The organism is Vibrio sp. 1F263, from assembly GCF_041439035.1.
In the GTDB taxonomy this organism is placed as follows: domain Bacteria; phylum Pseudomonadota; class Gammaproteobacteria; order Enterobacterales; family Vibrionaceae; genus Vibrio; species Vibrio tasmaniensis_A.
In genome coordinates this window covers 179,419-204,180 of record NZ_JBGONI010000003.1, presented here as the reverse complement: position 1 = coordinate 204,180, position 24,762 = coordinate 179,419, and the positions used below count along the sequence as shown (strand labels likewise).

General features: G+C 43.1%; 21 protein-coding genes. 6 read left to right on the top strand and 15 right to left on the bottom strand.

Annotation, left to right across the window (positions count from 1 at the left end):
• Nucleotides 1-10 precede the first annotated feature (10 nt).
• The 4 genes from ACED25_RS03410 to coxB are packed head-to-tail and all read right to left on the bottom strand — an operon-like array spanning nt 11 to nt 4,480.
• Nucleotides 11-895 carry a cytochrome c oxidase subunit 3 gene (locus ACED25_RS03410; protein WP_017097020.1) on the bottom strand — a complete coding sequence of 295 codons (885 nt, stop codon included), beginning with the start codon at nt 893-895 and terminating at the stop codon, nt 11-13.
• A gap of 38 nt (nt 896-933) precedes the next feature.
• Nucleotides 934-1,608 (bottom strand): cytochrome c oxidase assembly protein, encoded by a 675-nt coding sequence (locus ACED25_RS03405; protein ID WP_371694621.1) that lies wholly within the window; start codon nt 1,606-1,608, stop codon nt 934-936.
• A gap of 11 nt (nt 1,609-1,619) precedes the next feature.
• Nucleotides 1,620-3,281 carry a cytochrome c oxidase subunit I gene (gene ctaD / locus ACED25_RS03400; RefSeq protein ID WP_012600328.1) on the bottom strand — a complete coding sequence of 554 codons (1,662 nt, stop codon included), beginning with the start codon at nt 3,279-3,281 and terminating at the stop codon, nt 1,620-1,622.
• Nucleotides 3,278-4,480, bottom strand: a complete 1,203-nt coding sequence (gene coxB / locus ACED25_RS03395; protein ID WP_371694620.1) for a cytochrome c oxidase subunit II — start codon at nt 4,478-4,480, stop codon at nt 3,278-3,280. Before coxB ends, ctaD begins: the two co-directional genes overlap by 4 nt.
• A gap of 524 nt (nt 4,481-5,004) precedes the next feature.
• Between coxB and ACED25_RS03390 the strand changes: the two genes are divergently transcribed.
• On the top strand, nt 5,005-6,729 hold the full coding sequence (locus ACED25_RS03390) for a phospho-sugar mutase (RefSeq protein WP_371694619.1): 1,725 nt from the start codon (nt 5,005-5,007) through the stop codon (nt 6,727-6,729).
• A 127-nt stretch (nt 6,730-6,856) separates the two neighbouring features.
• On the opposite strand, the gene ACED25_RS03385 is transcribed toward ACED25_RS03390, so the two are convergent.
• The 4 genes from ACED25_RS03385 to yegD all read right to left on the bottom strand — a co-directional run bounded on the left by ACED25_RS03385 (nt 6,857) and on the right by yegD (nt 11,581).
• Nucleotides 6,857-7,489, bottom strand: coding sequence for a LysE family translocator (locus tag ACED25_RS03385; protein ID WP_017100941.1), 633 nt, complete (start codon nt 7,487-7,489; stop codon nt 6,857-6,859).
• Nucleotides 7,490-7,639: 150 nt separating this feature from the next.
• On the bottom strand, nt 7,640-8,272 hold the full coding sequence (locus ACED25_RS03380; protein ID WP_371694618.1) for a fumarylacetoacetate hydrolase family protein: 633 nt from the start codon (nt 8,270-8,272) through the stop codon (nt 7,640-7,642).
• Nucleotides 8,273-8,662: 390 nt separating this feature from the next.
• Complete coding sequence (locus ACED25_RS03375; RefSeq protein WP_269334689.1) at nt 8,663-9,718, bottom strand: porin; 1,056 nt, start codon at nt 9,716-9,718, stop codon at nt 8,663-8,665.
• A 510-nt stretch (nt 9,719-10,228) separates the two neighbouring features.
• The gene (yegD, locus tag ACED25_RS03370; RefSeq protein ID WP_371694617.1) at nt 10,229-11,581 is read right to left on the bottom strand and encodes a molecular chaperone; all 1,353 of its coding nucleotides are present in this window, start codon (nt 11,579-11,581) and stop codon (nt 10,229-10,231) included.
• A gap of 424 nt (nt 11,582-12,005) precedes the next feature.
• Between yegD and ACED25_RS03365 the strand changes: the two genes are divergently transcribed.
• A complete protein-coding gene (locus ACED25_RS03365) occupies nt 12,006-12,314 on the top strand; it encodes a DUF1289 domain-containing protein (protein ID WP_371694616.1) in 309 nt (102 codons plus the stop codon).
• A 155-nt stretch (nt 12,315-12,469) separates the two neighbouring features.
• Here ACED25_RS03365 and ACED25_RS03360 read toward each other — a convergent pair whose 3' ends face one another.
• The 6 genes from ACED25_RS03360 to ACED25_RS03335 form a co-directional block, all read right to left on the bottom strand.
• Nucleotides 12,470-12,820: a HopJ type III effector protein gene (locus ACED25_RS03360; RefSeq protein ID WP_017097028.1), complete on the bottom strand. Its 351-nt coding sequence runs from the start codon at nt 12,818-12,820 to the stop codon at nt 12,470-12,472.
• Nucleotides 12,821-12,924: 104 nt separating this feature from the next.
• A complete protein-coding gene (gene luxQ, locus ACED25_RS03355; protein WP_371694615.1) occupies nt 12,925-15,498 on the bottom strand; it encodes a quorum-sensing autoinducer 2 sensor kinase/phosphatase LuxQ in 2,574 nt (857 codons plus the stop codon).
• Entirely contained in the window at nt 15,498-16,592 is a 1,095-nt protein-coding gene (locus ACED25_RS03350; RefSeq protein WP_371694614.1) for a substrate-binding domain-containing protein, read from the bottom strand. The genes luxQ and ACED25_RS03350 overlap by 1 nt, the downstream gene beginning before the upstream one ends.
• A gap of 307 nt (nt 16,593-16,899) precedes the next feature.
• Complete coding sequence (locus tag ACED25_RS03345) at nt 16,900-17,214, bottom strand: GIY-YIG nuclease family protein (RefSeq protein WP_009845674.1); 315 nt, start codon at nt 17,212-17,214, stop codon at nt 16,900-16,902.
• Nucleotides 17,215-17,871 carry a YceH family protein gene (locus tag ACED25_RS03340; RefSeq protein ID WP_017100949.1) on the bottom strand — a complete coding sequence of 219 codons (657 nt, stop codon included), beginning with the start codon at nt 17,869-17,871 and terminating at the stop codon, nt 17,215-17,217.
• A 63-nt stretch (nt 17,872-17,934) separates the two neighbouring features.
• On the bottom strand, nt 17,935-18,135 hold the full coding sequence (locus ACED25_RS03335; RefSeq protein ID WP_009845676.1) for a hypothetical protein: 201 nt from the start codon (nt 18,133-18,135) through the stop codon (nt 17,935-17,937).
• Between the two features lie 195 nt (nt 18,136-18,330).
• Here ACED25_RS03335 and ACED25_RS03330 point away from each other — a divergent pair, with 195 nt between their 5' ends.
• The 3 genes from ACED25_RS03330 (at nt 18,331) to ACED25_RS03320 (ending at nt 19,850) form a co-directional block, all read left to right on the top strand.
• Nucleotides 18,331-18,645 carry a DUF496 family protein gene (locus ACED25_RS03330; protein WP_004730049.1) on the top strand — a complete coding sequence of 105 codons (315 nt, stop codon included), beginning with the start codon at nt 18,331-18,333 and terminating at the stop codon, nt 18,643-18,645.
• 170 nt (nt 18,646-18,815) lie between these two features.
• Nucleotides 18,816-19,442, top strand: a complete 627-nt coding sequence (locus ACED25_RS03325; RefSeq protein ID WP_009845677.1) for a D-Ala-D-Ala carboxypeptidase family metallohydrolase — start codon at nt 18,816-18,818, stop codon at nt 19,440-19,442.
• A gap of 171 nt (nt 19,443-19,613) precedes the next feature.
• Entirely contained in the window at nt 19,614-19,850 is a 237-nt protein-coding gene (locus ACED25_RS03320; RefSeq protein ID WP_009845678.1) for a hypothetical protein, read from the top strand.
• Between the two features lie 32 nt (nt 19,851-19,882).
• On the opposite strand, the gene ACED25_RS03315 is transcribed toward ACED25_RS03320, so the two are convergent.
• Nucleotides 19,883-22,474, bottom strand: coding sequence for an ATP-binding protein (locus ACED25_RS03315; RefSeq protein WP_371694650.1), 2,592 nt, complete (start codon nt 22,472-22,474; stop codon nt 19,883-19,885).
• A gap of 814 nt (nt 22,475-23,288) precedes the next feature.
• Here ACED25_RS03315 and ACED25_RS03310 point away from each other — a divergent pair.
• Nucleotides 23,289-24,725 (top strand): glyceraldehyde-3-phosphate dehydrogenase, encoded by a 1,437-nt coding sequence (locus tag ACED25_RS03310; protein ID WP_371694613.1) that lies wholly within the window; start codon nt 23,289-23,291, stop codon nt 24,723-24,725.
• The last annotated feature ends 37 nt before the right edge of the window (nt 24,726-24,762 follow it).

Genomic DNA, 24,762 nt, shown 5'->3' with positions numbered 1-24,762 from the left:
GGCTCAACCGTTAAAGCACATAAACAAATACAAACAGGCCTAACCAAACAACATCAACAAAGTGCCAATACCAACTGCCCGCTTGGAACGCAAAGTGGTCTTTCGGAGTGAAGTGGTCTTTCGCAACCCTTGCCAGCAACACGATCAAAAAGATAGTTCCTAAACAGACATGCAAACCATGGAACCCAGTCAACAAGAAGAAGGTATTGCCGTAGATACCAGACTGAAGTGTCAGCCCCATCTCTTGATAAGCGTGAAGATACTCTTCAACTTGAAAGAACAGGAAGAAGCCAGCCAGAACAATGGTTATCTCCAACCAGACGATCAAAGCCATACGCTTATTTTGTTCAAGACTGATATGTGCCATGTGCAGCGTCACAGAGGAAAGCAGCAGGATAATGGTGTTCTTAAGCGGGATACCTTGCCAAGGCATGGCTTGTGTCGTTACGCCATCAGGGGTAGTCGTTAATGGCCATATCGATTGGAACATCGGCCACAATACTTCATGGGTCATTTCATTATTACCCGCACCACCAATCCAAGGTACAGAAATCATACGAGCATAGAAAAGCGCGCCAAAGAAAGCGCCGAAGAACATGATTTCGGAGAAAATAAACCAACTCATTCCTTGTCTAAAAGAACGAGATATCTGCTCAGAATAAACGCCACTTAATGATTCTGTGATCACATTGCTGAACCAACCTGCGAGCATGTAAAGCAGCACAGCAAACCCGACTAACAACACCGCTTTGCCAAATACACCACCGGCTGCGTCGGTGCCCATATTTTGCACCGTCAAGCCAGCACCAACCGCGACCAAAAACAGTGCTACAGCACCCACTAATGGCCAGTGACTTTGATGTGGAACGAAATAAACTTCCTTTTTAGAACTCATCGTTCAACTCCTTATGTTGATACTGGTTCTGTAAATCCCTAGTTACTTGCGAGTGTGCTCGCTTTTGGTGAGCCAGATTGTAGTGTGCTCAATGTTGATGTACTCACTTCAGGCTTACTTGCCTTTCCACTCACCTGACTCGTGATGTTAAACAGCGTATATGAGAGCGTGAGTGTATGTATCGATTCTGGAATATCGGGCTCGATGTAAAATATCAAACCCATTTCAGCGGTCTTGTACCCGTCCAATGGCTGCTGACTAAAGCAAAAGCATTCCATCTTATTGAAGTAAGTTGCCCCCATACCTGGAGAAACCGATGGTACGGCTTGGCCAACCAATGAGGCTCCAGATAGGTTTTTAGCTATGTAGTTAGTTTGAACCACTTCACCAGGGTGAACCTCTAACACTCGAACTTCAGGCGAGAACTGCCACGGCATATCTGGCTTAATGTGCGACATGAATTCAACACGAACAGTACGAGAGTAATCAGGCTGCATTCCCTGAGGTTGCACCGCTGAAACAGTATTAGTTTTGCCATTAATGCCTAAGGCCTCACACATCACATCGTAGAGCGGCACCAAAGCGAAACCGAAGCCAAACATCGCAACCACGCCCAACATCAAATAACCCGTCAGCTTTTTGGTCGATCGCTTATTAGACAGGCGCTTTGGTTGTTTTTTATCTTGATTGGGATCGCTTTGCTTATCACTCATGGTTCTATCCTCTAATCCACTTTAGGTGGATGAGTAAAGGTGTGGTGAGGCGCAGGGCTTGGTACTGTCCATTCAAGACCTTCAGCTCTATCCCAAGGCTTGCTTGGCGCAGGCTCTCCGCCTCTTACGCACTTGATAGCCAGCCATAAGAAAATCAGCTGAGACAACCCAAAGGCAAAACCACCAATCGACACCACTTGGTTAACGTCGGCGAACTGAATCGCGTAATCAGGAATACGACGCGGCATACCCGCTAACCCTAAAAAGTGCATCGGGAAGAACAGTACATTGACTGAAATCACCGACGTCCAGAAATGCCACAGGCTGAGCTTGTGGTCGTACATATGCCCAGTCCATTTCGGTAGCCAGTAATAAGCGGCGGCCATAATTGAGAACACAGCACCTGTCACCAGAACATAGTGGAAATGAGCTACAACAAAGTAGGTATCGTGGTATTGGAAATCAGCAGGCACGATAGCGAGCATCAATCCGGATAACCCACCAATCGTAAACAGAACAATGAAGGCAATCGCAAACAGCATTGGCGTCTCAAAGGTCAAAGCACCCCGCCACATGGTCGCCACCCAGTTGAAGACTTTCACCCCGGTCGGCACCGCAATCAGCATAGTGCAATACATGAAGAACAATTCGGCAAATACTGGCATACCCGTGGTGAACATGTGGTGCGCCCAAACCAAGAATGACAACAATGCGATACTACAAGTCGCGTACACCATAGAGTGGTAGCCAAACAGACGCTTGCCACTGAATGCTGGAATGATGGCTGAGACAATACCAAAAGAAGGCAAGATCATGATGTACACTTCGGGGTGCCCAAAGAACCAGAATATGTGCTGGAACATCACTGGGTCCCCACCACCAGCGGCATCAAAGAAGCTTGTCCCAAAATATTTGTCAGTCAGTACCATGGTCACAGCCCCCGCGAGCACGGGCATCACGGCTATTAGTAAGAAGGCGGTAATTAACCATGTCCATACGAACATCGGTAGCTTGAACCAAGTCATACCCGGCGCGCGCATGTTCACTATGGTTACGATCACGTTAATCGCCCCCATGATCGAACTGATCCCCATAATATGAACTGAGAATACGAATAGCGCGGTGCTGTCTGGACCATAAGTTGTTGAGAGCGGAGCATAAAATGTCCAACCAAAACTCGGCCCGCCTCCCTCAGTAAACAAAGATCCGATCAAGATTAAAAATGCAAAAGGCAGAATCCAGAAACTGAGGTTGTTCATTCTCGGCAACGCCATATCTGGAGCTCCGATCATCATCGGGATCATCCAGTTAGCCAAGCCCGTAAATGCTGGCATCACGGCACCGAATACCATGATTAAACCATGGACTGTAGTCATCTGATTGAAGAAATCTGGCTCAACAAGTTGTAACCCGGGTTGGAATAGCTCAGCACGGATGACCATCGCCATCGCACCACCCGTTAAGAACATCGCAAAACTGAACCAAAGATATAATGTACCAATGTCTTTATGATTGGTTGAGTACAGCCAACGCGCCCAACCTTTGGGTGCCGCATGTGAGTCGTGATCATCAACAGGCAAATCATTATTGCCTAGTGTACCTTCCGCAGAATGGCTCAATGCTTGGTCTTCTGCTGGAGCCGATTTCACCGGCTTATTGATTGGTGAACTCATAACTGATCCTTAGCATCATTTTGTGCATCATCCGTTGAGCTTTCAGAACTGCCTTCTTGCTTCGCCTTATAAGCGTTGATATCTAAAGCCTGAACAATATCGCCGGTGTTATTACCCCAAGCATTTCGTTGATAAGTCACTACCGCTGCGATCTCTTTCTCGGTTAACTGATTATCGAATGCTTGCATCGCCGTTCCGCCACGACCATAAACAATGGTGTCGATATGAACATCGACATCACCAAGGGCAATAGGACTTCCTTTGATGGCAGGGAATGCTCCGGGAATTCCCTCACCGTTTGCTTGGTGACAAACCGCACATCGAGTTTTGTAAACCTCTTCACCGATGGTATTCAACTCTTCCAAAGAAAGTGACGCATCTAATGCATCTTTCGCGGCTTGTTGTTCGGCTATCGCCAACTCTTTCTGTTCTGCTAGCCATGCGTCAAAATCGTCTTCTTCCATGGCATGCACCACTATCGGCATGAACCCATGAGCGCGGCCACACAACTCTGCACACTGCCCTCGGTAGACACCGGGCTCATCTATCTTTGTCCAAGCCTCATTAATAAAACCCGGAATGGTATCTTTCTTAACGGCGAATGCTGGCACCCACCATGAGTGAATCACATCGTCGGAAGTCATCAAGAAACGGACTTTACGGTCAACAGGCAGTACAAGCGGCTTATCAACTTCTAGCAGGTAATGGGCGCCTTTCACTTCGATGCCTTCAATCTCTTTATCACTGGTTGCTAGGAGGCTGAAAAACTCAACGTCTTCACCAAAATAGCTGTAATGCCATTTCCATTGTGACCCTGTGATTTTAACGGTCAGATCTGATTGGGAGGTGTCTTCCATCGCTATCAAGGTTTTAGTGGCGGGTATCGCCATAGCGATAAGGATAATAATAGGAATGATGGTCCAAAGAATTTCTACTTTCGTGCTTTCGTGAAAATGGGCAGCAACCGCACCCTTCGACTTTCTGTGCCTCAGAATCGAATAGAACATCACTCCAAAAACAACAAAAGCAATCGCACAGCAGATGTAGAAGATCAGCATATGAAGTTCGTATACCTTACCGCTGATCTCAGTGACACCTTGAGTCATATTGTATTCAGTGCTGGCATGCACCAAAGGCGATACCAAAACCATAACAAAACTTTTCAAAAGCCACCCTAGCCTAACCAGTAATCTTTTCAAAAGATCTCTCCTTATCCTTCCTAATTGGATACTTGCGACCTAAATGTCGTTGCGAGCTCTGTTTCGTTGCGAGCTACGTTTCATTACGAACTACATGTCATTACGAGCTATGTGTCATTCCGAGCCAGACAACATTCATTGTTATTCCAACTGCACATGAAAAGCTGAATCTCAATCTACAACTCACATGGAGCTAGCCTGTAAACGGGCTGCTGACCTCATCTCAACCTAAGAACCAATACGGATCATAAGCGTTGGAAGTTTCCACTAAAGATTCAAAAACGACGAACTTGTTAAGTTTTGTTATATTTATGTAAAAGGCTAGTTAGTGATATCCAATTGTTCAAGGTAAGTTTACTTATTAAACAGTCAATTATTTGAAGTGGCTTTACCCATATGCCTTCCCCTTACTGTTGGAATTTATTTTAAATTGAGTTTTACGATTGCTTTCATAGAAATGATAATCAGTATCATTTAAATTAAATCAACAGAAAGACACCCCGATATTAAAAGGTTTAGTGATTATGCAAGATGCAATGAACTGGTTAGCGAGAGACCCAGACCCAAGAACTCGTGAAGAGCTTCAATACCTTATCGATGAGGGAATGCACGATGAACTTGAAGACCGCTTTATTCAACGATTAGAATTCGGAACAGCGGGACTGCGCGGCAAAGTCGGATGCGGCCCAAATAGAATGAACCGCTTGGTCATACAAGAAACGGCCACAGGCCTTGGCCACTATTTAATTGAACATGTCGCAAATGCCTCTATGCGTGGTGTAGTGGTTGGCTACGACGGCCGTTTAGATTCAAAGCAATTCGCAATTGATACAGCTTCTGTACTCACCGGTTTAGGTATTAAGGTTTACCTAACTTCGAATGTTGCAGCGACACCTATCGTTGCCTTTGGTATTGAGCACTTCAACGCGGCAGCGGCGGTTGTAGTGACGGCGAGCCACAACCCGCCGGAGTACAATGGCTTCAAAGTGTACTGGGAGAATGGCGCTCAAATCATTCCCCCTCATGATGCAGGCATTGCTGCTGAAATAGACATCGCATCGACCAAGGCCATCCCATTGATGAGCCTTAGTGACGCTGAAACACAAGGTAAGTTGGTATGGTTAACTGAAGGCTATTATCAAACGTACCGCGCTGCGATCAACCAGAGCCCACACGTGAGTAAAGAGATCGAATCGGCGAACACCACCATCACCTATACCGCTATGCATGGTGTCGGCGCACAAATGGCGGAAGATCTACTTCATGATTCTGGTTTCCATAAGGTGTTCAGTGTTGCCGAACAGAGAGAGCCAGATGGTCACTTCCCAACCGTGAACTTCCCCAACCCGGAAGAAAAAGGCGCGATGGATCTTGTGGTTAACTTAGCAAAAAGTGTCGATGCCGACATCGCTTGCGCTAATGACCCAGATGCAGACCGATTTGCGGTTGCCGTTCGAACCGATGATAAAGTCAGAACTGAAGATGCTTCCTATAAAATGCTCACGGGTGACCAAGTGGGTGTGTTATTCGCGCACTACTTGCTATCAAAGCCACACACTAAAAACCAGTTAGTTGGTAACAGTATCGTATCTTCAACTCTACTTGAGAAAGTGGCTCAATCCCATGGTGCGACTTACTTCCAAACGCTGACTGGCTTTAAATGGTTAGCGAATATTGGCATGCAATTAGAAGATGAGAAAAACGAGTTCTTGTTCGCCTATGAAGAAGCATTAGGCTACACAATTGGTACTCAGGTACGAGACAAAGATGGGCTGTCTGCTATCGTCGTGTTTGCTCAACTGGTTGAGGAGTTAAAATCTCAAGGGCGAACCGTTTGGGATCTTCTCGCTCAAATTTCATTTGAACATGGGGTTCATACCAACGCGCAGCGAAGTATTGCCCTAGACCCAGATTCACCATCGATTGGTTCTAAGCTCCGCTCAGCACAGCCTAAAGCGATTAACGGTGTCGCTATCTCTGTGATTGAAGATCTGCAGTCTTCTTTACGCTTCGTCATTGGAGGCAATACTGAAGCCATTAACCTGCCTGCAAGTGACGTACTCATCTATCACCTCGAGGATGGTTCACGCATTATCGTAAGACCTTCAGGTACAGAGCCAAAAGTTAAGGTTTATTATGAGACGGTAACAAAGTTCGAAGGGACAGAAACCTATGACGATACTCGCAAGCGCGGTGAAGAGTACATGGATAAGCTCATCGAACAACACCAGAAAGAGCTGAACTCTTAGCTCATCATTCTTTCAAAACATCAGTTCAATGAAGTACAATATGTAACTGATAGACATAAAAAATGGACGCTCGAAGCGTCCATTTTTGTATCGGCGGCCAACCCCAATAAACTGTTTGAGTTGCAGTCTACGAGGTAAAGAAAGAAGACAACATCCACACCGCTAACACGATGAAAACTCCGCCCATCACTTTTTGCTGATAGGTACGAAACTTAGCATTTTCTACCAAAGATTTACCAATAGTACCCACTAACGCCACAAGTAAAAAGTTGAACGTCAAACCTAGCACATTCAGCAATAAGCCCAAAACGAGCATCTGCTCACCCGAAGTCGCTTCAATACTCGTCGATACAAACTGCGGTAAGAACATCACGAAAAAAACCAACGCTTTAGGATTAAGCAGGTTACTAATAAGTGCTCGTTGGTAGTACGCTTTTGCAGCACGGTTGTCGCTTAACTCAGGCGCACTGCCCTGTTCTGTTCGAAGACAATCCCACCCCATCTTTAATAAGTATGCACCGCCTAATAGATGAAGAGCTTTTAAAGCCACTGGACTCATCGCAATCAATGCTGAAACGCCCATTGCTGCCAATACTGTCAGGATAATTCCAGAAGTCGCATTACCTAAGCTCGCAAACACACCGACTTTACGGCCATAGCTCATGCTTGAACTCGCGATAAGTAACATATCAGGGCCTGGTAAAAGGAGAAGAGCTACAACGGCCGTCAGGTAAACAGGTAGGATGGTTAAATCGATCATGGGTTTCAGTATTGATAAAAATGGAGGCGAATTTTATATCAATTACTAACACCCTTCCAGATGCAATCAGTTGCTAGGTATTAAATTGATCGAATTAAACACCATCAATGAACAGTAAAACCAATTTATTAACTAAATAAAAAAGACTAATTAACGTGCTACCCACTCGATCTCAATCACAGTGGTTTCGCCACACTTTAGACGACCAAGGAAAATATCACCTTGATGTACCTCTCCAACACCTTTCGGAGTGCCCGTCATCACAACATCACCGTCAAGCAAAGTCGTATAAGAAGATAACTCTTCGAGGATGGTCTGTGGGGAATAAAGCATCTGTTCAACATGCCCTTTTTGAACGCGGACACAGTTAATAAATAACTCTATGTTTAAGTCAGAGAGGTCCAAGTTATCTATGGGAACAAAGCGACTAAAAACAGCAGAACCATCAAAAGCTTTAGCACGTTCCCAAGGCAGACCTTTTGCCTTCAAACTACTTTGTAACTCGCGTTTGGTAAGGTCTAAACCTAGCCCCACGGCAGAGTATTCACCGTTTTCAACAATGAAGCAGATTTCAGCTTCATAATGTAACGTTTCTTGATGGAAAGATAATAGAGAAGACGTAACGCTAGTGCTCGGCTTATTAAACACCACCATAGAGTCAGGGATAACATTATTAAGCTCTTCGATGTGATCAACATAATTGCGCCCAATACACAGTACTTTGCTGGGTGTTGCTGTTCGTTTCGAATTCATCAATTGCTCCTGATCTACAACGCTGCTCATAGTTTGTCCCTAAACTGTTTTTTGGAGCGCAGAGTTTACCGCATCATTAAAAGAGAATCTTCGTCAAGATGGTTACCAATATCTAAATTCTGATCTTTAGCTCAATTAAATGATTTAAATACTTTTATTCGAAGATCGCGACGTATAAGAACTAATGACAAGAGCCATAGCTACGTAGATCATCGCTGCGTAGACCATCGCTACGTAGATGAAATAAATGGCTGGGTAACATGAAGGAAAAGCTAAAACAGATGCGTATAGAACGAAAGCAGCCCTCTCAAACCAAAAGGCTTGAGAGGGCTTAGCATGGTGTCTAGGACAGTATCCGAAAAGGTAAATTTAAGGAGTAAACACTATGCATAATAGTGGTCAAACTCAATGAGTCGCGACTTATAGGTAGAAACGAGCACCAATAGTCCACTTGTCGTCAGTTTTTCTGTTGTCAGCATCGTTTAGATCAAACTGATAGCCAGTGTAGCCAACAACATTACTCGTAAAGTTGTATTCAGCTTGTAGAGCTAGCTCTTCACGGTCAGTTTGTGTTGCCGCGCCTTTCGTCGCTTCGCCTTCAACAACTTCGTAGTTAACGCTTAAGTTTAAGCTGTTCGCTAAAGCGTAAGCCGCTAGCAATTCATATGCATCACTTTCTTCAAGGCCTACGTTCATGTTTTCGTTTGAAGCGTAGATACCTGCTAGGTATAAACCTGAACCGTAAGAACCGTATGCAGCAGAAACTAGGTGAGATTCAGCCGTCTTAGAAACACCACCCTCTTTGAAGTCACCAGTGTTGAAGGCATAACCCAATTTAACACCAGCGATTGAGTAACCAAGAGTCGCTTGAATACGATCGTCGTAAGACACAGTTGAACGACGAGTAATTACAACACCACCAACAACATTTTCAGTGTCAGTTGTTACATCATTGCTGCCCTGCCAACCTAGACCAAAGCTAAGCTCACCCGCTTCACCAAAATCAAATCCGTTGCGGTAACTTGCCATTTTGTCTGCACGACCAGTACCTAGCGCACCGTGGTTGTCGTATAAGAAATCGTTCGCGAAAGCGATCGGCATATCAGTAGCTGAAGCTACATCGTAGTATGGCGCCCACTGCGTACCTGCAACAGCACGACCTAGCTCATCATGAGTTAAACCTACGTAACCAAGACGAGTAGTAAACGACTCATCACCACCGTTTAGGTAATTAAGCGCCCATTCGCCTTTAGCGTCAGCTGTGAAGCCATTACCTAATTCTTGCGTAGCATTAAAGTTGATACGTGGTGAGTTTGTACCAACATCCGTATCGCCTTTCTCTGAACCATTCAGGTTTACAGAAACGTGACCACCAACAGAGAAGGCTGTACCGTCTTCGTTATAAAGCTCTACCGCAACTGCCTGTGTACCAAATACTGCACCAGAAATTGCTAGCGCTAAAAGTTTCTTATTCATTGTCATATCCATTTGTAACTGGGAGAGTGATTCCATAACAACCTCGTACTTACGAAGAGGTTGTTACCTGCATTTAACAAGTGGGAAAACACTAATATACGACTGACAAAAAAGTTGCATTAAAATATATAAAATAAAAAAAATCTCGCTATAAAAACAAAAAATACCATTAAAAACAAACCATTAAAAACAAACCTCAAGCTAATTTTTGGTATTCTTTGATATAAAAACCTTTGATTTTTTGATTTTCCAATCATAAAAACAGCATTAGACACTTAAGCTACAAACGACTTTCCAGACCATTCTGCGACATACCATTAACTTAGAAACATCCTGTAACATAATGAACCGTACTGAAATATTTAGCCTTGTGAAACAATTCCCAATTTGAACTAGGATAAGTTGCTTTATTAATTATTGGCTATTGCTTTATTGAAAGTTCACTAGAGAAAATACAAAAAAAGGGCAACCAATCCGTGACTGGTTGCCCTAATACAAGTTAGTACATTCTTATTTGAAGCAAACCTCAGCCCAACGTGCTAGGCCTGAAGTTACGGAACCAAAATAGTTACCACTCACAATTGGCACATTCGGTACGGCTTGTTGTACTGCTTCTCGAAGAATAGGAGAACGGGCAGAACCGCCCGTCATGTAGATGACATCTGGCTTTTTCTGACCTTGTTGAATCGCTTCTTTAACCAATTCAATCATCTTAGATTTTGGCGTGTCAATCGCTTCTATCATCTGATCAACGGAGATATCCACTTCAATCAGCTCTGATGCAACATTGATTGCTGTTCGATATTGGGAGGATTCTGCCAATGCAATCTTGGCTTCTTCCGCCCGACGCACAATGCTGTAACCTAAAGTATCGTGATAGACCTTCATTAAACGGTCTAACTTTTGAGGCTCTGAAGCTTCTTTACGAAGTAACTTTAACGCGGCTAGGTTTTCCCTTGAATAGAAGTTTTTTTGAGCTTCTACATTGTTTATCGCAATTGGATTCCAGAATTGAGTCAACGGCATATCGATACCCGAAATACCCTTACTACCCATACCGAAAGGTGACATCAATTGTTTGAAGGCAAGGTAAATATCAAGATCATTACCCCCTACCCTTTGTCCACTGTGTGCTAACAAGCTTTGGGTGCGGTTCGCTTTACCAGACCAACTTGGCCCCATTTCTAACAATGAGCAATCGGTGGTACCACCACCAATATCGACAACCAATACCGTTTGGTTCTCAGTCAGAGTACTTTCGTAATCAAGGCCTGCAGCGACCGGTTCAAACTGAAAAGCGATATCAAGGAAACCTGCACGTTTGGCTGCACGTGAGAGTATATCTTCGGCTTGTCGGTTTGCTTCTTCACCACCACGACCGTGGAAGTTAATTGGTCGCCCAATAACAGCTTGTTTGATCGGCTCTTGAGTCGTGATTTCAGCTTGATGCTTGATATTCGCCATCATGGCGCACACTAAATCTTCGAAGAAACTCACCTGAACATCATGCAATCCACTGGCACCAAGGAAAGACTTAGGGGACTTAACGTAATAAACGTCACGAGGGTCTTCCAAATAAAGGTCCAATGCAGCCTGACCAAATGCCATGTCTTCTGGCACTAGGTCGATACTCTCTTCTCGGTTCAGAGCGATAGCACGTCGCAACACCTGCTCACCAATCGCATCACTCGGTTTGATATTCAAATGGCGAAATAGGTGCTCAGAAACGCTCTCACGAGTAGGTGCAAATACCGTTGAGGGAATATAATGGTTGCTACCTTCTAATGGTAACAGGCTTGGTTCTCCATCAACCATCGCCGCGACAGAACAGTTCGCTGTTCCATAATCAAACCCAATAAACATAATATCCCCCACTCAACAAAAGGGGCGAGATGCTACATGAAAAGCCTTTAAATTACGAGGTCATTTGTCGATTTTACTTAGGGTCTGTTGACCTTTCGTGGTTAAATTTTTGTTCGAGATAGAATCGTTTTAGGCGCGGCAAGATGTATGTAGCCTAGTCATTCTAAGTAAATACATCTTAACAAAGTATAAAACGATTCTAACCGAACCCTTCGGGCAGCCTTTGTGGTTCATTTCTACTGTGTTATCGGCTTCTCATGTAGGCTAGCTACACTTCAAAGCCTCTGCCTTGTAGAAATTTCCCACAAAATGCTGCAAAAATCAGCTCGAAAGTTCAACAGCCCCTTGTGTTTTTGGTTTGATGACTCTTAAAAAGGAAACAAATATGCTACATTTCAGCCCAAATGAATCATGGGTTAGATAGATGAAAACACCTTGCCGAGCGGCTTGTAAAAATAATGGCGGAATGTGCAGTGGCTGCTTTCGAACAATGGATGAAATTATAGGTTGGAAAGGCTTATCTGAAGACGAACGAATGTCAGTCATGGATAACCTTAGTGGCGAGAGTTCGACTCACCAATGTCCGCAGTGTCATGAGCCAGCTCAATGCGATATCAGTGCGGGTAAAGAGACGTGTTGGTGTATTGAGTTAGAGAAGCGTGATACTAGCAACATTCCAAAAACTGGTGCGTGCATGTGCCGTAAATGCCTGTCTGCCTTGCCTATTCAGTAGCTTACGAGCCTGTTCCATAGCTTGCAAAGCTAGTCAGCAGGTTACGAGCCTGTTCATCATATACAAAAAAGCGAGAGGTTGTTCTCTCGCTTCAAGATACGACATTAAGTTTCGACCTACTACTTACTACTTACTAATAGTTATCTAGTTAGTGGTTACTTCGATTTTGCAATCAGCGCAGGCTGAGAAAACTGTACTCCGCTCCAGCCATGAGTCATGAAGTTACGAATATTTTGATGGTCAGTGTTCTCGGGAAAACCTAATACGTCATTACGATAAAACTGACCAAAACAAGCAAGTGTTTGCTCTGCAGATAGACCTTGCTCTAAACCAAAAGCAAAAATCTTACACGAACCATTATTCTGCCCAGCGGCATTCACTACATCGCCATTACGAAATTCACTCTCAGCAAAATCATAATGAGCTTCTATCACTTGTATTGTGTCTTCAAATTGCACGCTTTCTGGGGTATCAGCCAGAGTATTCAATAAGGTTTGCAGTTCCATTTAATATTTCTCCATCAAGTACATATCTGAAGCAGTGTATCTTGTTTTTCAGCAAGAGTAAGCCGTTGTTTACTTGAATCAGTGACTCACTTTCTAGCTTCGACTTAATGCTGAGTATCATCCCAGTACAGTTGTTTGAAATGAACAAAAGCTTTGTGCAACGACGCTTCTTTTATCGGTTTTACGATCACATAATTTGCTCCAGCAGCCATGAACCTTTCTCTTGTTGACTCTTGAGCATCGGCAGTACACGCATAAATCGGAGCTGTTACGCCAATTTGCTCTCTTAGTTGCTCTGTGGTTTCAATCCCACCAAGATTAGGGAGTTGATTATCCATTAAGATAAGATCGTAAACCGTGCTTTTTGCTAGCTCTATCGCTTCCAAGCCACCTTTTGCCCAAGTAACCACCATCCCATACTTTTTGCAAAATGCCTGTGCGATAAAGGCGTTGGTGTGATTATCTTCCACTAACAGCACTTTCAACGAACGATTAAACAACGCCTCAGGCTCCATGTTGGCTTGTTTCTTAACGTCGGCTAACAGAGGCTTGGAGTGTAACTCCACTGGGATTTCTACAATGAACTCAGACCCCAGATCTTTAACGCTTCGGACTTGAATGTCTCCCTCCAGCATATCGACGAGGTTCTTTACAATCGTAAGCCCAAGTCCTGTACCACCATACTCCCGAGTCGTCGTTTCTTCTGCTTGAACAAAAGGTTCAAAAATAGCATCGATCTTACTCTCATCAATACCGATGCCACTGTCTTTTACTCGAACAATCAAGCTAGCGTAATCAGTATTCAAGATACTTTCGATTTCAAAACTGACGGAAATACTGCCTTGATGTGTGAACTTAAGGGCGTTGCTCAGTAAATTAAACATGATCTGGTTCAAGCGAACCTGGTCGGTGTTTATTTCGATGTCATCAACCAAGTGATTCACAATGGTGAACTCGACGGATTTATCCTCACAAAGTGGGCGATAGATGCTATCTAAGGTGTTAACCAACTCTCCTAGAAGGAAATCTTTCTTCTGAATATTGAATTGTCCCTGCTCTATCTTAGAAAAGTCCAAAATATCATTTAGTACCGCCAGTAGATGCTCTGCACTATGACAAAGTACATCAACCTGATCACGGTTATCTTCACTGTGTATTGAACGTTTAAGCAACTGAGAGACACCGAGAATACCATTCAGTGGCGTACGAATTTCGTGACTCATTTTAGCGAGGAAGTCTGCACGCACACTGGCAAGATGCTCTGCCTCTTCACGCGCTCGATCTGCCTGTCTTTCTGCTTCTATAAGTTTAGTAATATCTTGACCTTGCACCACCACACCGCTGATGCCGTGTTCAACACGGATTGCAGACATGTTCCAGCGAAAAACCTTCTCGCCGATTGGCACGTTAATGCCCGTTAGTTTAGAGCCTTGAACCACCATCTGGATATTCGGCAACATACGGAGCTCAAACTCTCGAGCCATTACACCATAGTTATCATCTTCATCAAATAGCGCCATACGAGCCGCTGGGTTCATCTGAATTAAGTCACCTTTTTCGGACCAAACCAAAATTGGCGAATGCGCAAAATTAAACAGATCTTGAAATTTTTGGTGTTGCTCAGATAAGCGCTCAAAAGTATCTTCCAACGTGCAGCCAATGTGGTGAAATTCGAAAATATTTGAACCATCAAACTTGCTGAACTCTTCATTGCCACTTGCAGAGCGAGTGAACTCCATTAACTTATCAAGTTCTGCCGCGACTCTTCTTTGAATCCAAGCTCGCGCAAGGAAAGACATGATGATGATCACCACAATCATAACAATGATGGTACGTTCATAATTGTCTTCGAGTGCAATGAGGTTAGTGTTTTTCTGGATCGCGCGAATGGTTAGAGGAGTTTCAACAGCATTGATCTTAATGGTTGCAATAGTGACGAAATGACGAGGTAGTTGCTCATACGTTTTATAACTGAGGACGTCTTTTATCGTATAGCTTTCGTCACCACTGAATGTCGATGTCACCGGAGTACCATGCGCTTCAATGACGATATTTTCGCAATTACTGCCTTGCTGGATAGATTCAGCCAATGGAAAGTTGTTGTCTAGAACAATAGCAACATAAAGCTGCCCTAGAACTTCACCAGTCTTGTTATCAACAATAGGCGTTCGTCGAGCCAACAAATGACGCTTGCCGATATCCGTAGCCAGCTGAATGAAGTGCCAGTTACTGCTAAAAGCGACCTCATCAGAAATATGTTTTAAATTGGACGTATCCAAACCATAGAACTGACCATTGCCATCTTCCCAAGCCAAACCGTTATAAGTAGAAACAAAGCGTAAGTCGGGAGCATGTTCCGGCTCACGTTGGTCAACACCATAAAAAAAGTAGCTCAGAGCCTCTTCATTGTTGGTATCAAAATACTCCCGTAAAGTTTCACTGTGTGAGCTACTGTCTTGATGGATTTGCAGTACTGATAAACGATAATCGAACATGTTTTGGATCAAGCTAGAAGTTTGCTTAACCGTTCTATTCGTCTCTTGCTTAACGATCCTACTGCTTGTTTCGTAGTTATGAATAAGCACGCCAAGTGCCATCACGCCTATCACTAAAATAATGATACGCGTAATTAATTTGGCTAAAGTATTCTTTGGTGTAATGGCGTAGCTTTTTTTCATTATTGGTCTGAGTACCTAAATGCTCGCTGCTTAAGTTCTAAAATACGATCTGGAGAATCCTCTTTAGTCACAATTTCAAACTCACCTGAATAAACGGTAGGAACTTCCAACCCGGTAAGATCCCATTTAATCGCCTCTGCCATCGCAATACCCGTATCATCATTCATGCGCATGACCGTAACATCTAAGTCACCCCTTGCTATAGCTTCCAATTCTGCAGAGCCGCCTCCCCAGCCATTCACTAATACATCTCGACCAGATTCTCGAATAGCTTCTGCTGCGCCCAGAGCAATATCAGTTGCACATGCATAAATAAAGTTTAGATCCTTATCGTTAGCAAGGCTGATTTTAGCTGCTTGGTAACCGCTCTCTTTATTTGACTTAGTGTAAAAGGACGACTTAAGAGCAAAGTTAGTATCAGAATTCACATCATGGATAAAGGTATCTCCACGAGCATCACTGATATAACCTTCAGAACGATATAACACAGAATACTTGCTGTCCGGTTCACTCACTTGTTTGAAGTAATCCGCTAGCTTTAAACTACCCGTCATATGGTCGAAACCCACGTACATGAATGGCTGCCTATCGGCCCATGCACGTACTGGTGTGGTAATATTTTGCAAAATCAACTTGGTGTCCGTTGAGCTCAACACATGTTCAATAAACTTACGGTGTCGCGTCGTCTCTAACGTAAAAATCAAATAATCCGTTTTATTTTCAATCGCTTCTTGCAAAGAGATACTTTGCTGAGAGGGGTTGGCATTATCACGAGTAAAAACCTGATTTATTTGATAATTAATTCTCAATTTATCTAGGCGTTTCTCAAAGGCTTGGATATTACGAACCCAATAATCAGAGATCTGTTGCCCCGGGTACACAACTGAAATCGTGATAGGTTCATCCTGAACTTGCCTCAATGGCACAGGGGGATTTTGTACAGCTTCAACCATTTTATCGGTCAATGCTTTTTGCTCTGGAAATGTAGTGAGGTAATCCTGATATTCCCAATAGCCATTCAGGACGTGGGTACCGTGGGAGAGAGCAGACGCAGAAAACACGGCAACTCCCAATAATATAAGTAAACGTTTCATATTTTTCTCGTTTTATATGAGCTACTTTGGCTCATTTTTTTAACCTAGCATGACACCATCTCTTTGTATGGCTGAAAGATATTATGTAGGACAACGAGGATAAATGATAGCGTCTAATACTAATTGGAATGCCATTCTAAATGTGCAGTGTGTAAATTTGGAATAGAGACTAAGATTAATGAGTCCTAAGATAAAAACAACTCAATTGAAAATAAAAACATTACCATTTAATCAATAACTTAAGTGGTAAACTTGCAACAATTCACGTGACTAACATTCAGCCGAGAATAAGAACTCTAACGATAAGTTACGATACTGGAATATACTGAATTTTGTCTTGTTGCCACTCAATGATTAGTTTGAGTGATACTAATTTTTCCTTACGAGATTTGGGTAATTGTTTGATCGCGTATTCGGTTTTTAACGCCTCACTTTTTGACCCAACACCAATACTCCAAACCAACTTAAGTGGGCCTTTACCTTTTAAGGCTTTTGCACCTTTGCCCGTTTGATGTTGTTCGAATCGACGTTCTAAGTTATTCGTCACTCCACAATAAAGAGCATTGTGTCGATTGCGGATCAAATACACGACCCAATCCGCATTTTTGTCAGATTCCGACATTTAAAGCAGTGATTCAACCAGAGCCTTAAGCTCTGCCACTTCTTCACGTAGGCTCGCGACTTCTGATTCAAGTTCTTCAAACTTTTCACTGGATGCAGATGATGAAACAGCGCTTACTGATGCCGTCGCAAACGCTTCAATGTCTACTTCGCCGCTCAGTAAGTGTTGGTAGCGTGATTCTCGTTTACCCGCTTCTCGTGGTAACTTCACGACTAACGCACCCGCTTCTCTTGCCGCGAGTTTTTCGAGTATTGATTCAACCTCTTTCACATCGCTAAAGTTTGCAAGACGACCAGTTCGAGTACGAAGCTCACCCGGGGTTTGGGCCCCACGAAGCAGCATGCAGCAGATGATTGCACGCTCTTGCTCTGTAAATTGCAGATCACCAAATTCAGTGTTGCAGAAACGGTGCTGATACTTATTAACTCGGCTGTTGAAGCTGCTTTCATCGCTCACCATACGACGTCCGATCAAACCATCAACCGCATCTAAAACGTCTGACTCAGACAGAGAGAGCACAGGTTCACGGTTACTCTTTTGATTACAAGCCGTTGTTAAACTATTTAGTGTCAGTGGGTAATGATCTGGAGTAGTCACTTCTTTCTCGATCAAACAACCGATAATTCTCGCTTCAATTGGGGAAAGTACTGTGTTCATCGTTTTTCCTTTTTATTATTTTGATAATTCCATCTCAACATTTAACAATGCAGCCAGTTATGGCTAATGCTCAGACAAAATCGGTACTCGTTTCTTTCTGCCTTGTTCATCAATCATTATGATCTTAGAACGATTTAGCTCTATTTCCACGACTTCCAAATTAGTGCGCTCTTGTACATACGCATCACGAAGCTTATTTTGTTCTGCCGAAGATTCAACGACATCGTCGCCCAAATCTTCTGTTTCCAATTGTTGTTGATTCATTTCACATGTCGTATCAATGCAGTATCTAAATGGGATACTAACTTGAACGGTAAGATAAAAACAATCGTACGTTAGAGAGAGTGATGAATAATTAAACAACCTTACTTTTGCTTTGATCTAAATACTGTTACATCATCAATTGATGTGCTTTAATCAGAACCAGACAACGTATTTGACGATTAGGAAAAGGAATCTATGAGCAGCGTATTTGAAATTGTTAACCAAGCACGACGTAAGAACAAACTTAAGCGTGAACTTTTAGACAACGAAAAGAAAGTTCGTGACAACCGCAAGCGTGTCGACCTTCTTGATAACCTACTTGATTACATCAAGCCAGAGATGACTCACGACGAGATCCTAGGCATTATCAAAAACATGAAAGCTGACTACGAAGACCGCGTTGATGATCACATCATCAAGAGTGCAGAGATCTCTAAAGCTCGTCGCGACATCAGCCGTCGTATTCGTGAACTAACAGAAGAAGACAAGCAAACTCAAGGTAAGAAGTAATCTAACCTAACGAATTTACTTGCAACAATGTTAGTAACCCACTCTTTGTAGTGGGTTTTTTTGTGCCTAAATTCCGGCGTCTATACTTAATCGAACGTAATATCCTTAGTGTACGTAAGTAACTAGGTGAACGTTAATAACTAGGCGAACCTAAGCGATGGAGAGACTTTATGTACGGAAGTATTCTGATTACCTTGGCACTATCAACAACGCAACCTTACCCTGAAAAATTTGAGAAACTTTATACCGAAGAAACCGAAATCACTTATGACGACCTCGTAGTCGATGTTCATGGCTACAAAGTTCCCACGAGATCAGCATTTCGAGGTTGGATGCTCCTTAACCACGCCCAAGATCAAGTCAAGGCGATCGGACAGCAACTCAAAGATAACGGCATCACCCAAAGCATGCCTCTGCACTTAGTCTTGTTGCAAGGCACCGACTGGGCAATGAGCAACACCACTCTGTTTACCCTACCCAATAAAAAGCATGTACCAAAAATGATTAATACCCTTAAGTACATTCAACAATATATTGAGCCTGAGATTGGCGTTGTTATTCCTGTGTCTGGAGAAAGAACCGATATCTACAATAAGCAAGCGGGTGGCGCACTGCGAAGTAAACACTTAGAGTTCTGCGCTTTAGACTTAGTGCCTGCTAATGATATTACTCGCGAAAATCTACACGTGAAGCTTAAAAAGATTCATGCGGAATTTGGGCAAAAGAATAACGTTGGACTGGGTTTGTATTCTGGTGTTCGATTCCACATCGATACTTGTGGATTCAGACAGTGGTAAGAGCACGGATAGGTCATAAAGACACACAAAGAAATAGAGTCATTACGACTCAAAAATAGAAACAATAAAATTAAACCATTGATTTGATGATAAAAACATAACTGGAACGCTAATTGCTATTGATAACAAGTATCATAATTATTAATAGCAATTAGGAATTAGGAATTCAATATGAAGACGATGACTCAACGCTTTCAAACTCTACTTTCTGTTTCAAATTTCAGTTTAGCGATCACTGCCTTGCTAATGCTACTCAGTATTATTGTTGCTTATCCGATGGCCGATTACTTCTCACTACCCATTCAAATTTTCGCACACATCAGCACCATATTAGTGGCCGGGTTACTAAAAATCAGCTACGTAGGCCGCTGTGTTGCACAATACAGCCTTGGGCAAGAAGTACGCTAAATCACACAGCGCTAGCCTTGATACTGGAACCATTAGACAATATCAAGGCTACTGAAAAGATCATACAGTTGGTGGGATTTATAAGGTTTCGGCAAGTAGGCGTTCATACCTGCTTCAAAGCAATTTTTGATGTCCTCTTCTAAGACACTAGCGGTTAAAGCAATAATGGGTAGTGGTGGGGTTTGTTGATCTGTCTCCCACTCTCGAATCACACGAGTCGCCGTTATACCATCCATAACTGGCATCATGCAGTCCATTAGAATGGCATCAAACTGAGCGCCCTGGGTGATGACATCGACCGCCTCTTGGCCATTGCTGGCAATCAAATATTCATAGCCCGCTTGCTCAAGGAAGAAGCTCGCTATCTTCTGATTCATCAGGTTGTCTTCAACAATCAGAATACGTCGATTCAGAGAACGAACTTCTTCATCTTTTACTTCCACAGTCGGTGTTTGTACTTCACCAGCATCAAGCGATCGTAGGCTGTTTAAGAAGCGTCTACCCAAAAATGGTAATGTATGAGTCGAGTGAACCGTTTCTGTGATTAGATTGGTTTTAAATAGGTGATGCTGGCACACAATAACGCGAGTCAGCGGATACAACGCCTTTAACGCCTCAAGATCTTTCCTCATAGAGTGATGCAGCGTGTGACAATAAAGCACCAAGTCACTTTCTTTCAGGCTCTCACCAAGATCCGAAATGGATGACACAACATTAGGTCGAACATTTAAGCGCTCGCACTCTTTGACCAATTGATCGAGGTAATTGAAAGAATTAGAAATAATTGTCGCACGGCTTAGGTTATCGAACGTTTGAGCGTGAGCCTCGACCGTGTCTACGTACAAACAAAAGGTGAATGTAGAGCCTCCTCCTTTCACTGAGCGTGCGGTAATATAGCCGCCCATCAAGTCAACAAGCTGCCGACAAATCGCAAGCCCTAGCCCTGTACCGCCGAATTGGCGAGTAATACTGCCATCTTCTTGAGTGAAAGGTTCAAAAATGGACTCTAGCTTCTCTGGCTCAATCCCAATCCCGCTATCAGACACACTGCATTCAAGCTTACCTCGCCCCAAAGACATAGGTGTGTATGCAATGTCCGTCGTAATCGTGCCCTTTGAGGTAAATTTAATAGCATTAGACAGCAAATTGGTTAGCACTTGTCGAACACGATACTCATCGAAAAACAGCTGTGTTGGGGTTTGAGCATCAATGTTGATGTCGAGTTCAATGTCTTTACTGATCGCTTTCGACAAAATTACGCTCACAGAGTCGTAAACCGCTTCTCGCAAATCGGCATTATGCGGCGACAACATTAAGTTACCCGACTCTATCTTAGAAAGATCGAGAATGTCATTGAGTAACACCAACAACGAATGTGAAGACGACTCGATATCCTCAAGTACCTCTTGTTGGTTAGCGCTCAGTTGACTCTGAGATAAAATTTCCGCCATACCGATAATTCCATTAAGCGGCGTACGTATTTCATGGGACATGTTCGCTAAAAATGCACTCTTGGCCTTGTTAGCCGAAATTGCATCTTCTTTTGCTATTATCAGCTCTTTGTTGTGATGATAGTTACGTTCCATCACTCGATTGAGGGTTTCAGTAAACTCGGCAAGTTCATCGTTACCTTGAATATGAATCACCTTAGGCTTGCCGTAACTATCCGCGCATTCAGACACCCCTTTCAAGATAATCGATAAGTTTCTATTTAAGCGCAAAGATGTCGCGACACCAAGCCATAACAAAGCACCTGAAACAACAAGGATAAGCAATGTCATAACCGCCGTTTGCCTTTTCTGTAGCGCTATATTTTTTGTCAAATCAAACTTTAATTGATCGGTATAAGCACCAACCGCCTTTGAGATCGCCAATTTCTTTCGCTCTAAACTTTCCACATGTTCATATATTTCAGGTGCCGAGAAGTCACCTTTGAGAAGCCGAGAAGTAAATCGGTCTTGAAATTCATCTTGGGAGAACATGTTTAACAGTTTGCTAATTTCCAGCGAGTGACTGTCTGATCGTAAAAACGTATCTAACAGCTGTTGTTGCCTTTCTAAAGCACCAACATAGCTCAATAAATATTGATCAATCAGCTCTGGAGAACGATACAAGCGGTAACTCAGCCACGCTTCTCGCTGAGTCCAGAACACGTAGTGAGTAAGATTGATAAACATCGTATCTGTTTGGCTGATCTTTTCGTCCACTATATTGGCACGATATTCAGACAGCTCCATTAACACGCCTTTTAACAGGTCAAAGGCTCGTTCTGTTTGCCGTGCGTTACTGACAGTAATCTGTGATGCGTCGCTGTCAATACTAGTGGTTACCCGCGCGAGCTTCTTTAACACACTCTTTAACTCAATCAACTGCGTCTCGACAGTCCAACTGTTGTCGAACTGTTGAAGTTGTATTTCGTAATGAGCAAGCCTATCCACTTCCGCTTGCAGCTCTAAAAACAATGGATCTTTCTCCGGGGAGTCTTTAGACAGCACTAACCATTGATAAGCACCACTTGAAACAGCATTAAAAGATTGAAGTGCTTCCACCTTAATTCGCGTTGCTTCAAGGTGATTCATCTTCTTATCGTTCTTGAGCACTTCATTGACTGTAAACCCAAACATAATGAATACAGAAACTGTTGAAAGAAAAATAAGACGCCATCTAATTGACATATTTATCATTTTTATAACGACTCCTTTCCCGATAGTATTTTTACCTAGCCCAATATAAGAATAGGACATTAACAGGAGTTATTGATCAAATTGAATATGAACAAATGACATTATGAGCTAATCATAGGGAATTCACGTCAGTCGTTATCCACATACAGGATTTAAAGAGGAAGGTCTGTTTTAAACAAGTGAAAGGATATGGTTATGCCTCTAGATGACCGAAAGTCACTGCTCTAGAAACCAATAAACACCAAAGTTAAGTCAAATTTGTGAGATCTAATCGTTTGCGTCACTAACTTTCTGTACTCAAACTCAGCTTATTCAAAGGTCGAACAAGAAAACTCGCTGAATACCTTATCTGTCGTTTACTTTTTAAGTGTAACTAGTGCTAATGATCACATCTTCAATGATCGTAATTCCCTTTATTACACATCATGTTTTGATCTGAGTATTTTTTGGCGAAAATTAAGTGCTACAGACTGTTAAAGTCAATAGCCTTTCTTGACACTAAAACCTTAATTTATGACCAATTAAAAGCCAATTTTCAGACAATTACTCTATGTTTATTTTTCCTAGCAGAATAACTCGTCGTACCTTACAATCCTGCCACATAAAAATTACAAATTACACACAAGGCATATCAAGCAAATTTAAGTGGCGTTAAAGACCACCAAAGCTTAGATAGCTCAACTCCCCCATGCACTCATGGCTACCCTACATTCGCTATGATTGCAGAAATTAACGTGAAAGGTCCCGAGTAAAGATGAGTCCCGAAAAGCACCTCCTAGACTGGCAAACTAGTCAAACTATTGCTGAATCAATCGCTCCTACTTTAGGTCAGTTGTACCGCCAAAAAGGCGTTGAAGTTATCCTCTTCGGTAAAACACTGGTTAACGCAACAACTATCGACATCATCAAAGCTCACCGCATCGCAAAACGTTACACAGGTTCTCCGCTTACCGCAGAACAGACTCAACCCATCATTCAACACCTTCTCTCTATGGACTTATCTCCATGTCGTATCGATGTTGGTCGCCTTGCTCATACATTCTGGCAAGATCGCGAAGACACACTCGGGTTGGATGATTTCCTACAAACTGCACTTTTAGAATCGCTTGAAGGCGATGCGATGACAGAACCTCGCGATGTTGTCTTGTACGGTTTTGGTCGTATTGGCCGTTTGCTTACTCGTCTATTGATCGAGAAAAGTGGCCCAGGTTACCCACTACGTTTACGTGCAATTGTTGTTCGTGGCGGCAAAGACGGTGACTTAGAAAAACGTGCAAGCTTGCTACGTCGTGACTCTGTTCATGGCCAATTCAACGGCAGCATCGTTGTAGACCAAGAACGTAAAGCGATCATCGTTAACGGTAACTTCATCCAAGTTATCTACGCAAACAAGCCAGCAGAAGTGGATTACACATCTTACGGTATCGAGAATGCACTTGTGGTTGATAACACAGGTGTGTGGCGTGACGCTGAAGGCCTAAACCAACACGTTGCGTGTAATGGTGCGAAGAAGGTTCTACTGACTGCGCCAGGCAAAGGTGAAATTAAGAACGTTGTATTTGGTGTAAACCAAAATGACATTCAACCAGAAGACACGATCATCTCTGCTGCAAGCTGTACAACCAACGCGATTACGCCAGTATTAAAAGCGGTTCACGACAAGTTTGGTGTCCTATCAGGTCACATCGAAACGGTTCACTCATTTACCAATGACCAAAACCTAATCGATAACTTCCACTCAGGTGATCGTCGTGGTCGTGCTGCTTCATTGAATATGGTACTGACATCGACTGGTGCTGCTAAAGCGGTATCAAAAGCGATGCCAGAAATGGAAGGTAAGCTAACAGGTAATGCGATTCGCGTACCTACGCCAAACGTTTCAATGGCAGTAGCAAACCTAAACCTTGAGAAAGGCACAAACAAAGAAGAGTTGAACGAATACCTGCGTGAAATGGCGCTATCTTCAACTTTATCTGCACAGATTGATTACACCGACTCAACCGAGATTGTATCTACCGATTTGGTTGGTTCCCGCCACCCAGGTGTGGTTGACGGTGTTGCAACTATCGCGCAAGACAACCGCGCTGTTCTTTACATTTGGTACGACAACGAGTTTGGCTACAGCTGCCAAGTTGTTCACTGTATGGAACAGATGATGGGTGTTCGTTACAAGACATACCCTGAAGTTTAAACGACTTCGATCTTGTAACTAACTCAGCGCAAACGGC